The following is a 10,387-nucleotide window of genomic DNA, read 5'->3' on the forward strand; positions in this document are numbered from 1 at the left end:
ATTTTGAAGCACGTCCTTTGTCAACGAAGACCACATATGCGGTTTCTCACGAATGAAGCGGCCACCAAAGAAACCTGCGACTGATCGCAGTTTTGTTATCGCGCTTTCGCGGGGGCTCGATGTATTGCGGGCGTTTCGTCCCAGCGACGGACTGCTCGGCAATCAGGAAATCGCCGCGCGCACGAATTTGCCGAAGCCAACGATCTCGCGGCTGACCTACACGTTGACAAAGCTCGGTTATCTGACGCCGGTTCCGCGATTTGAGAAATATCAACTCGCGCCTGCCGCGATGGCGCTTGGATATTCAGCGCTCGCAAACATGGGCGTGCGTCATCTGTCGGATCCCTATCGCGATCAACTGATGCGCGAAACCGGCGGTGCCGTCGCCATCGGCGCGCGCGACCGGCTCAGCATGATCTATTTCGGACAGAGCCGCAGCGAACTGACCGTCGGCGTGCTGCTCGATGTCGGATCGCGCGTGCCGATCGCGACATCGGCCATGGGCCGCGCCTATCTGTGGGCACTGCCGGACGAAGAGCGCGCGGCGCTTCTGCGCGAGATCAAGGAACACACCGGCCCCAACTGGCCGAAGGTGCGCGACGGCATCGAGCGCGCCGGTGAATGCGTCGCGAAGCACGGCTTCGCAATGTCCGCAGGCGAATGGCACAGCGACATTCACGCCGTCGGCGTTGCGCTGAAACTGAATGATGGAACCGGCCCGTATGCCTTCAACTGCGGCGCTCCGGCCTTCAAGTTCAGTGAGGTTCTTTTAAAGAACGATATCGGCCCTCGCTTGGTGGCGATGGTGAGAAATATCGAAGTCGCGATGACCGGCTCTATCGGGCGCGGCACGCTAGGTAGGGAGACAGTCGCCAAAAAAGTCAAAACAAGTGGGGGAAAAGTCACTCGTATCGTGGAGGAGATCAGGTAGCCCTGCGGTTTGCATCCAGAGACATCCTCTCTATGCGGCGCCGAGGACGCGCTTGAACAAAATCAACTAACAGTTCTATAAAAGAACTTTTATGGACTTCGCCGCTTTGCGATGGTTAAGAGCACTAAGACCATGCTGCCGATGACGCCGTGCGCGGATCACAAAAACAAGAAACTGCCGGCATCAAGAAAATGAAACCACCGGGAGGAAGAATTGCAGGTATCGCCGAGGGGAACAGATAACCGCCGTTGTTGCGGTTTCATGCAGGGTTCGGGCGCGTCCCGGTCCTGCCCGGACATCAGCGTATGATGCAGGCACAAGCGCAGGGGCATGCCCCCTTGCTCACCGTTCGCGACGTCAGCGTCGTGTTCGGCGGCATCATCGCCTTGAACGGCGTCTCGTTCGACATGAAGAAGGGCCAGATTTTGGGCCTGATCGGACCGAACGGCGCCGGCAAGACGACGCTCTTCAATTGTCTCAGCCGGCTTTATCAGCCGAGCCAGGGCGAGATCCTGCTGGAGGGCGAAAGCATCCTTCATCATCAGCCCTCGAAGATCGCCGCAGCAGGCATCGGCCGCACGTTCCAGAACGTTGCGCTGTTCCCGCGGCTGACGGTGCGCGACAACATCCGGATCGGCGGTCATTGCCGCACCAGCAGCGACTTCGTCAGCGATGCGCTGAAACTGCCATGGGTCCGCGAACAGGAGCGCCAGCTCAACGCCAAGGTTCATGAAATTCTCGATTACCTCGACCTGCACGACGTCGCCGACCGTGAAGTCTCGGGGCTTCCCTTCGGCACGCAGAAGCGCGTCGAGCTTGGCCGTGCACTTGCCGCCGAGCCGAAGATCCTGCTGCTCGACGAACCCGCAGGCGGCCTCAATCACGAGGAAGTCTATGTTCTCGGCGACCTGATCTGCCGCATCCGCGACGAGCGGCACATCACGGTTCTTCTCGTCGAACATCACATGGGACTGGTGATGAAGATCGCCGACCACGTCGTCGCGCTGAATTTCGGCAAGAAGCTCGCTGAAGGCACCCCGTCCCAGGTGCAGTCCGACCCCGACGTCATCAAGGCCTATCTGGGGAGCAAGGACCAATGAGCATGCTGACAATCAAGGATCTGCGCGCCTATTACGGCCAGATCCAGGCCCTTCACGGCCTTGAATTCTCGCTCAACGAAGGCAGCGTCACCACGCTGCTCGGCGCCAACGGCGCCGGCAAGACCACGACGCTGCGCGCGATCTGCAACATGATCCGCTCGACGGGCAATATCGAGTTCGAGGGCAAGCCGCTGGCCGGCATGTCGACCGAAAACGTCGTCCGTCTCGGCATCGCCCACGTTCCGCAGGGCCGCGGCACCTTCACCAACATGACGGTGGAGGAAAACCTGCAGCTGGGCGCGATCTCGCGAAGCGACACCAAGAACATCGAGAGCGACATCGAGCGCATGTACGCGCACTTCCCGGTGCTCAAGCAGCGTCACACCCAGCAGGCCGGCACGTTGTCGGGCGGTGAACAGCAGATGCTCGCGGTCGCCCGCGCTCTGATGCTGCGTCCCCGCCTGATGTTGCTCGACGAGCCGTCGTTCGGCCTCGCGCCGCTGATTGTGCGCGACCTGTTCGGCATTCTCGGCAAGATCAACCGCGAGGACAAGGTGACGATCCTGGTGGTCGAACAGAACGCCCAGCTCGCGCTTGAACTCGCGGAAAAGGCCTATGTGATCGAAACCGGACGCATCGTGATGTCGGGAAGCGCGAAAGAAATCGCGAACAACGAAGACATCCGCAAATCCTATCTCGGATACTGAGGATACAGCCATGGAACTGTTTACCAACCAAGTCCTGGCTGGCATTGCCACAGGCGCGATCTACGCCTGCATGGCGCTGGCTGTGGTCATGATCTATCAGGCTATCGACCACCTCAACTTCGCCCAGGGCGAAATGGCGATGTTCTCGACCTTCATCGCCTGGCAGCTAATGCAGTGGGGACTGGGCTTCTGGCCGGCCTTCCTGCTGACGCTGGTTATCTCGTTCGCCGGCGGCATCGTCATCGAGCGCGCGCTGTTCAAGCCGCTGACCAACGCGCCGATTCTGGTGCATGTCGCGGGCTTCATCGCGCTGTTCGCCATTCTCAACAGTGTCGCGGGCCTGACCTGGGACTTCACGATCAAGCAGTTTCCCTCGCCGTTCGGTTCGTCCGGCTTCCTGGGCAGCCAGCTGATCTCGACCCATCAGGCCGGCATGATCGGCGTCACGCTGGTGCTGCTGCTCCTGCTGTTCATCTTCTTCCGCTATACGCGTATCGGCCTTGCGATGCGGGCGGCGGCCTCGCTGCCTGAATCCGCGCGCCTCGTCGGCATCAACACCAGCTGGATGATCGCGCTCGGCTGGGGCATGGCGAGCGCCATCGGCGCCATCGCCGGCATGCTGATCGCGCCGGTCGTGTTCCTCGAGCCCAACATGATGGGCGGCATCCTGCTGTACGGCTTCGCAGCGGCGGTGCTCGGCGGCCTCACCAGCCCGCTCGGCGCAGTGGTCGGCGGCTTCCTGGTCGGCGTCTTCGAGAACCTGGTCGGCACCTACATTCCCGGTGTCGGCAACGAACTGAAACTGCCCATTGCGTTGGCACTGATCATTGTTGTGCTTGTCATCAAACCGTCCGGCTTGTTCGGCCGCGCCATCGTACAGCGAGTTTAATCATGAGCACAGTTCAGGACTCAGTCTCCCAGCCCGCAGCGGTCGCCGCGCCGTCGAAGAAATCGATGACGGTCGGCACCACCGCAACCCTGGTGGTGTTCGCACTGCTGCTCATCACACCGCTGTTCGTGAAGAACTTCATCATCTTCCAGATGACGATGTGGCTGATCTACGCCATCGCCATCCTGGCCCTCAACATCCTGACCGGCGGCAGCGGGCAGTTCTCGCTCGGCCAAAGCGCTTTCTATGCGGTCGGCGCCTATACGGCCGGCATCCTGATGGAGCATATGGGCGTCAACTACGCGCTGACGCTGCCTGCCGCGGGCATCATCTGCTTCATCTTCGGCTTCCTGTTCGGCTTCCCGGCGCTGCGGCTCTCGGGCGTCTACCTCGCACTCGCGACGTTTGCCCTTGCAGTTGCGATGCCGCAGTTGCTGAAACTCGGGGTGTTCGAACACTGGACCGGCGGCGTGCAGGGTCTCGTCATCACCAAGCCGGACGCGCCGTTCGGCCTGAAGATGTCGCAGGACATGTGGCTGTATTACTTCACGCTGGCCGTCTCGGCACTGATCTACGTTCTGGCGGTCAACCTGCTGCGAAGCCGGTCCGGACGCGCCATGATGGCGATCCGCGACAACCAGATCGCCGCCTCGGCAATGGGCGTCGACCTGCCGCTCTACAAGACGCTGGCGTTCGGCGTCTCGGCCGCGTTCACCGGTGTCGCCGGTGCGCTCGGCGCCATCGTTGTGCAGTTCGTGGCTCCCGACAGTTTCACCATCCAGCTGGCGATCGCGATCTTCCTCGGCATGGTGGTCGGCGGTGTCGGCTGGTTGCCGGGCTCGCTGGTCGGCTCGGCCTTCATCGTGTTCGTTCCGAACGTGGCGGAACACATCTCGAAGGGCCTCTCCGGCGCGGTGTTCGGCGTGCTGTTGTTCGTCGTCATCTTCCTCGTGCCCCATGGCGCAAGGCAGGTGGCCTACATGATCGAGGCCTTGTTCCGCAGAAAGAGTAAGTCCTAAGTCTGATTTCCTGACGTCAAATCAGGCTTGTACGCATCTGGTTTGTTTGGGAATGGTATTTCCGGAAATCGGTTTCCGGATCGAGTGACAAGGGTCTGATTCAGCAAGCTGAATCAGACCCCCTCATTTTTGCCCCTCGGGCATGATCTTTCTTCCGGGCCAATTTCCGCCAAGCGGAATACCGCATGTCAGGGAGAGACTAAAATGTTATCCAAACTCAGGCTCAACGTAGCAGCAGTGTCGGCCGTCGCCGCGCTCGCGATGACGAGTGGCCACGCGCTCGCGCAAAAAAAATACGACACCGGCGCAAGCGACACCGAAATCAAGATCGGCAACATCATGCCTTACAGCGGTCCTGCGTCCGCGTACGGCGTCATCGGGAAGATGGAAGAAGCCTACTTCAAGATGATCAACGACCAGGGCGGCATCAACGGCCGCAAGATCAACTTCATCACCTACGATGACGGCTACTCGCCGCCGAAGGCTGTGGAGCAGGCCCGCAAGCTGGTCGAAAGCGACGAAGTCCTCCTCGTATTCGGACCGCTCGGCACGCCGTCGAACTCCGCGATCCAGAAATATCTGAACGCGAAGAAGATCCCGCAGCTGTTTGTCGCCACCGGCGCGACGAAGTTCGGCGAGCCGAAGGAATTCCCATGGACCATGGGCTGGCAGCCGCCCTACCAGAGCGAAAGCCGCGTCTATGCAAAGTATCTGCTGAAGGAAAAGCCCGACGCGAAGATCGCGATCATGTACCAGAATGACGACTTCGGCAAAGACATGCTGAAGGGTCTCAAGGACGGTCTCGGCGCGAAGGCGTCGCAAATCATCGCGGAAGACAGCTATGAAGTGTCCGAGCCGACCATCGACTCGCACATCATCAAGCTGAAGGCCACGGGCGCCGACGTCTTCGTCAGCTTCACGACGCCGAAGTTCGCCGCCCAGGCGATCAAGAAGGTCGCGGAACTCGGCTGGAAGCCGATGTACATCCAGAGCAACGTCGGCGCATCGGTCGGCAGCGTGCTCAAGCCGGCAGGCTTCGAGAATGCGCAAGGCATCCTGTCGGCGGCGTATGCCAAGGACGGCGCCGATTCGCAGTGGGACAACGACGAGGGCATGAAGAAATTCTACGCCTTCCTCGCCAAGTACGCTCCGGACATGAACAAGACCGACGGCTCCGTCGTCTACGGCTACGGCCAGGCGCAGACGCTGGTTCAGGTGCTCAAGCAGGCAGGCGATAACCTGACCCGCGAGAACATCATGAAGCAGGCCGCCAGCCTGAAGGACTTCACCCCCGATACACTGCTGCCGGGCGTGAAGATCAACACCAGCGCGACCGACTTCTACCCGATCGACCAGTTGCAGATCATGCAGTTCAAGGGTGACAAGTACGAGCTGCAGGGACCGATCATCGCCGGCGGGATGGGCGGCAGCTGATCTTCCGCACCGCGGAAGATAACAGATAGGAAATAAGCCCTCCGCGACGCCCGTCGCGGGGGGCTTTTCGTTGAACGAAGGCTGCAAAGGGTATTCAATTGCGCTGGGCCGCAAAGAGCTCCCGTCACAAGAAACAGCGGAAGGACACACACCAGGGAGAATTGAATGTCAGCTATCTACTCGCGACTCGCGATTGCCTCGGCCGCCATGGCCCTTCTCGCGGCGACAAGCACCGGCGCCCTCGCCCAGAAGAAATACGATCCGGGTGCATCCGATACCGAAATCAAGATCGGCAACATCATGCCCTACAGCGGACCGGCCTCCGCCTACGGCGTCATCGGAAAAACCGAACAGGCCTACTTCAACAAGATCAACGCTGAAGGCGGCATCAACGGCCGCAAGATCAACTTCATCTCGTATGACGATGCCTACAGTCCGCCGAAGGCGGTCGAGCAGGCGCGCAAGCTGGTCGAGAGCGATGAAGTTCTCCTGATCTTCAACTCGCTCGGCACGCCGTCGAACTCGGCGATCCAGAAATACATGAACTCCAAGAAGGTGCCGCAACTGTTCGTCGCCACCGGCGCGACCAAGTGGAACGACCCGAAGGAGTTTCCCTGGACCATGGGCTGGCAGCCCAACTACCAGAGCGAGGGCCGAATCTACGCGAAGTACATGATGAAGGAGAAACCGAACGGCAAGATCGGAATCCTTTATCAGAACGACGACTACGGCAAGGACTACCTCAAGGGTATCAAGGACGGCCTCGGCGCCAAGGCGGCAACGATGATCATCGCCGAAGAACCCTATGAGACCAGCGTTCCCACCGTCGATTCGCAGATCGTTGCGCTGAAGTCGAAAGGCGTCGATATCTTCATCAGCATCACCACGCCGAAGTTCGCCGCCCAGTCGATTAAAAAGGTCGCGGAACTCCAGTGGAAGCCGATGTTCATCCTGAACAACGTCGGTGCCTCGACCGGAACCGTCATGAAACCTGCGGGCTTCGAAAACTCGCAGGGCATCATCTCGGCGGCTTACGCCAAGGACGCCACCGATCCGCAATGGAAGGACGATGCCGGCATCAAGGCCTTCGATGCTTTCCTCGCCAAATACTATCCCGAAGGCAACCGGGCCGACGGATCGGTGATGGTCGGTTACGACGTTGCGCAGACCCTGGTTCATGTTCTCAAGGCGTGCGGCGACAATCTCACCCGCGAGAACGTCATGAAGCAGGCGGCCAGCATCAAGGATCTGCAACTCGACGGCCTGTTGCCCGGCGTCAAGATCAACACCAGCGCGACCAACTTCGCACCGATCAGCCAGTTGCAACTGCAGAGGTTCGAGGGAGATCGCTGGGTGCTGTTCGGCGATGTCATGAGCGGTGACGTTGGCGGTTAAGGTCTTCGCACTGCAAAAGGCCGATCTTGGTCGTTAATGGGGCCTGCTTCATATTTCGCCTGATGAAACATCAAGCCCTCTGCGAGGCGATCGCAGAGGGCTTTTCGTTGAACAGGCCAGCTAAAAGGTATTGAATGACGGCGAGCCGCCAAGAGCTTTCAAAAAGCCAAGAGCTTTAAAAAATAAAAGACTGAGGACACGAACAAAAATCAGGGAGCAAAGAATGTCTATGACTACGTCTCGACTTGCTACTGCCGCTGCGACTTTCGCTTTTGTCGCAACGATGAGCAGCGGCGCACTGGCCCAGAAAAAATACGACACCGGCGCCACCGACACCGAAATCAAGATCGGCAGCATCATGCCCTACAGCGGACCGGCGTCCGCCTACGGCATCATCGGCAAGACGCAGGCGGCCTATTTCAACAAGATCAACGCCGAAGGCGGCATCAACGGCCGCAAGATCAATTTCATTTCCTATGACGACGGCTACTCGCCGCCCAAGGCCGTGGAGCAGGCGCGCAAGCTGGTCGAGAGCGACGAAGTTCTGCTGATCTTCAACTCGCTCGGCACGCCGTCGAACTCGGCGATCCAGAAATACATGAACGCCAAGAAGGTGCCGCAACTGTTCGTCGCCACCGGCGCAACTAAATGGAACGATCCGAAGAACTTTCCATGGACCATGGGCTGGCAGCCCAACTATCAGAGCGAAGGCGTCATCTACGCGAAATACCTGATGAAGGAAAAGCCAGCCGGCAAGATCGGCATCCTTTATCAGAACGACGACTTCGGTAAGGACGTCTTAAAGGGACTGAAGGACGGTCTCGGAGCCAAGGGCGCTTCGATGATCATCGCTGAGGAGTCTTACGAGACGTCCGTGCCGACGATCGATTCGCAGGTCGTGGCGCTGAAATCGAAGGGCGCTGATGTTTTCGTCAGCATCACCACGCCGAAGTTCGGCGCGCAGTCGATCAAGAAAGTCGCCGAGCTTGGATGGAAACCGCTGTTCATCCTGAACAACGTCGCTTCGTCCACCGGATCGGTCATCAAGCCGGCCGGGTTCGAAAATGCACAGGACGTGATCTCCGCGACCTACGGCAAGGATCCGACCGACCCGCAGTGGAAGGACGATCCGGGCGTGAAGAACTTCGACGCCTTCCTCGCGAAGTACTTCCCTGAAGCCAACCGGGCCGACAGTTCCGTCGCGTACGGTTACAGCTCGGCGCAGACGATGGTGCACGTGCTGAAGGCCTGCGGTGACAATCTCACGCGCGAGAACGTCATGAAGCAGGCGGCCAGCATCAAGGACCTTCAGCAGGAGATGGGTCTGCCCGGCATCAAGCTGAACACCAGCGCAAACGACTTCGCTCCGATCGAGCAGTTGCAGATGATGAAGTTCAAGGGCGAGCGCTGGGAGCTGTTCGGCCCCATCATCAGCGGCGAGATCGGCGGCTGACGATCGGCGGTAGCCGGATTTCCAGAACTGGAATCCGGTTTCCCTGCTCCGTACAGGCACATCTGAGAATATTCCCGCCCTCCGCAATAACTTGCGGAGGGCCTTTTACTGGATGCCCGATCATGCCATGTCTTGAGCCCGTCCAGTTTCACGCGATGACATGATGACCGATAAACGCCCTTTGCTGCGCGCCATTTTCGACGCCGCCGTTGCTGCGGCCCACCCGGATCGCATCCTTGCCGAACACCTCCCGCCTCCGCCGCGCGGCCGCATCATCTGTCTCGCCGCAGGCAAGGCTGCCGGCGCACTGGCCCATGCCGCGGAGCGGCATTATCTCGACGAAAACCGCATCGATCCGGCGCAGCTGTCAGGGCTCGCCACCACGCGCCATGGATACGGCAAGCCGACGAAACGCATCGAAATTGTCGAGGCCGGTCATCCGGTACCTGACGAAGCGGGGTTGAAGGCCGCGAGCCGGACCCTTGAACTCGCCCGGGGCGCTGGCCCCGACGACCTGGTTCTGGTGCTGCTGTCAGGTGGCGGCTCCGCAAACTGGATCGCACCAGCGGAAGGGGTTTCGTTCGCGCAAAAGCAGGCGATGAACAAGAGCCTGCTGCGCTCCGGCGCGCCGATCGGCGAAATGAATACCGTGCGCAAGCACCTGTCGCGCATCAAGGGTGGCAGGCTCGCGCGCGCCGCCGCGCCCGCGCGGATTCTGACGCTGGCGATCTCCGACGTGCCGTTCGATGATCCGGCCACCATTGCATCCGGACCGACGGTGCCGGACACCACGACGCTCGCCGATGCCCGCGAGATCGTCGCCCGCTATGACATCAAGACAGATGACGCTGTGGTCGCCGCGTTGAACGATCCGCGCAACGAGAGCTGCAAACCCGGCGACAGCGCCTTCGCGCATGCCGACTTCAGGATCATCGCCCGGCCGCAGGAGTCGCTCGATGCTGCGGTGGCGGTCGCACGGAACGCCGGTTACGAGATCGTCGCGCTTGGCGCGGACCTCGAGGGCGAAGCACGCGACGTTGCCGCCGCCCATGCGCAGATTGCACTGAAGGCGCACGCCGAGGGCAAGAGGCTTGCAATTCTCTCCGGCGGGGAGTTGACCGTCACCGTGCGCGGCAATGGGCGCGGTGGCCCCAACCAGGAATACGTGCTCGCGCTTGCAAGCCTGTTTGCCGGCACATCAGGCATTTCCGTGCTGGCGGGGGACACCGATGGCGCGGACGGCGGCGCCGGACATCCGACCGATCCGGCCGGCGCGATCCTCGATCAGCGCACCTTCGCAAAGATGCGCGAACTGAAGCTCGATCCGAAGGCGTATCTCGACAACAACGACGCGACGGCGTTTTTCACCGCAACCGGCGATCTGCTCAACACCGGCCCGACACTGACCAACGTCAACGACATCCGCATCATCCTGGTGGATCCGTAACCCCCTCGCCCC

Annotated in this window: 9 protein-coding genes; all 9 read left to right on the forward strand. The window is 60.4% G+C overall.

Translation table 11 applies throughout. The features are described from left to right. The first annotated feature begins 52 nt into the window (after positions 1-52). The gene (locus BN32_RS24375) at positions 53-931 is read left to right on the forward strand and encodes an IclR family transcriptional regulator (RefSeq protein ID WP_019199840.1); all 879 of its coding nucleotides are present in this window, start codon (positions 53-55) and stop codon (positions 929-931) included. Positions 932-1,236: 305 nt separating this feature from the next. Then, the gene (locus BN32_RS24380; protein WP_019199839.1) at positions 1,237-2,031 is read left to right on the forward strand and encodes an ABC transporter ATP-binding protein; all 795 of its coding nucleotides are present in this window, start codon (positions 1,237-1,239) and stop codon (positions 2,029-2,031) included. Beyond that, complete coding sequence (locus BN32_RS24385) at positions 2,028-2,738, forward strand: ABC transporter ATP-binding protein (RefSeq protein WP_019199838.1); 711 nt, start codon at positions 2,028-2,030, stop codon at positions 2,736-2,738. The genes BN32_RS24380 and BN32_RS24385 overlap by 4 nt, the downstream gene beginning before the upstream one ends. A 10-nt stretch (positions 2,739-2,748) precedes the next feature. Continuing rightward, on the forward strand, positions 2,749-3,627 hold the full coding sequence (locus BN32_RS24390; RefSeq protein ID WP_019199837.1) for a branched-chain amino acid ABC transporter permease: 879 nt from the start codon (positions 2,749-2,751) through the stop codon (positions 3,625-3,627). A 2-nt stretch (positions 3,628-3,629) separates the two neighbouring features. Next, positions 3,630-4,646, forward strand: a complete 1,017-nt coding sequence (locus BN32_RS24395) for a branched-chain amino acid ABC transporter permease (protein WP_019199836.1) — start codon at positions 3,630-3,632, stop codon at positions 4,644-4,646. 204 nt (positions 4,647-4,850) lie between these two features. Next, positions 4,851-6,080 carry an ABC transporter substrate-binding protein gene (locus BN32_RS24400; protein ID WP_040427580.1) on the forward strand — a complete coding sequence of 410 codons (1,230 nt, stop codon included), beginning with the start codon at positions 4,851-4,853 and terminating at the stop codon, positions 6,078-6,080. Positions 6,081-6,245: 165 nt separating this feature from the next. Beyond that, the gene (locus tag BN32_RS24405) at positions 6,246-7,475 is read left to right on the forward strand and encodes an ABC transporter substrate-binding protein (protein WP_019199834.1); all 1,230 of its coding nucleotides are present in this window, start codon (positions 6,246-6,248) and stop codon (positions 7,473-7,475) included. A gap of 223 nt (positions 7,476-7,698) precedes the next feature. Further along, positions 7,699-8,928 (forward strand): ABC transporter substrate-binding protein, encoded by a 1,230-nt coding sequence (locus tag BN32_RS24410; protein ID WP_051488591.1) that lies wholly within the window; start codon positions 7,699-7,701, stop codon positions 8,926-8,928. A gap of 163 nt (positions 8,929-9,091) precedes the next feature. Continuing rightward, on the forward strand, positions 9,092-10,375 hold the full coding sequence (locus BN32_RS24415) for a glycerate kinase type-2 family protein (RefSeq protein WP_040427689.1): 1,284 nt from the start codon (positions 9,092-9,094) through the stop codon (positions 10,373-10,375). The last annotated feature ends 12 nt before the right edge of the window (positions 10,376-10,387 follow it).

Origin of the sequence: Afipia birgiae 34632, assembly GCF_000308295.2 — a bacterium.
Lineage (GTDB): Bacteria > Pseudomonadota > Alphaproteobacteria > Rhizobiales > Xanthobacteraceae > Afipia > Afipia birgiae.

Excerpts from the sequence above, each read along its gene's own strand:
- BN32_RS24375 (WP_019199840.1), top strand. The coding sequence starts at position 53 with ATGAAGCGGCCACCAAAGAAACCTGCGACTGATCGCAGTTTTGTTATC.
- BN32_RS24380 (WP_019199839.1), top strand. The coding sequence starts at position 1,237 with ATGATGCAGGCACAAGCGCAGGGGCATGCCCCCTTGCTCACCGTTCGC.
- BN32_RS24385 (WP_019199838.1), top strand. The coding sequence starts at position 2,028 with ATGAGCATGCTGACAATCAAGGATCTGCGCGCCTATTACGGCCAGATC.
- BN32_RS24390 (WP_019199837.1), top strand. The coding sequence starts at position 2,749 with ATGGAACTGTTTACCAACCAAGTCCTGGCTGGCATTGCCACAGGCGCG.
- BN32_RS24395 (WP_019199836.1), top strand. The coding sequence starts at position 3,630 with ATGAGCACAGTTCAGGACTCAGTCTCCCAGCCCGCAGCGGTCGCCGCG.
- BN32_RS24400 (WP_040427580.1), top strand. The coding sequence starts at position 4,851 with ATGTTATCCAAACTCAGGCTCAACGTAGCAGCAGTGTCGGCCGTCGCC.
- BN32_RS24405 (WP_019199834.1), top strand. The coding sequence starts at position 6,246 with ATGTCAGCTATCTACTCGCGACTCGCGATTGCCTCGGCCGCCATGGCC.
- BN32_RS24410 (WP_051488591.1), top strand. The coding sequence starts at position 7,699 with ATGTCTATGACTACGTCTCGACTTGCTACTGCCGCTGCGACTTTCGCT.
- BN32_RS24415 (WP_040427689.1), top strand. The coding sequence starts at position 9,092 with ATGACCGATAAACGCCCTTTGCTGCGCGCCATTTTCGACGCCGCCGTT.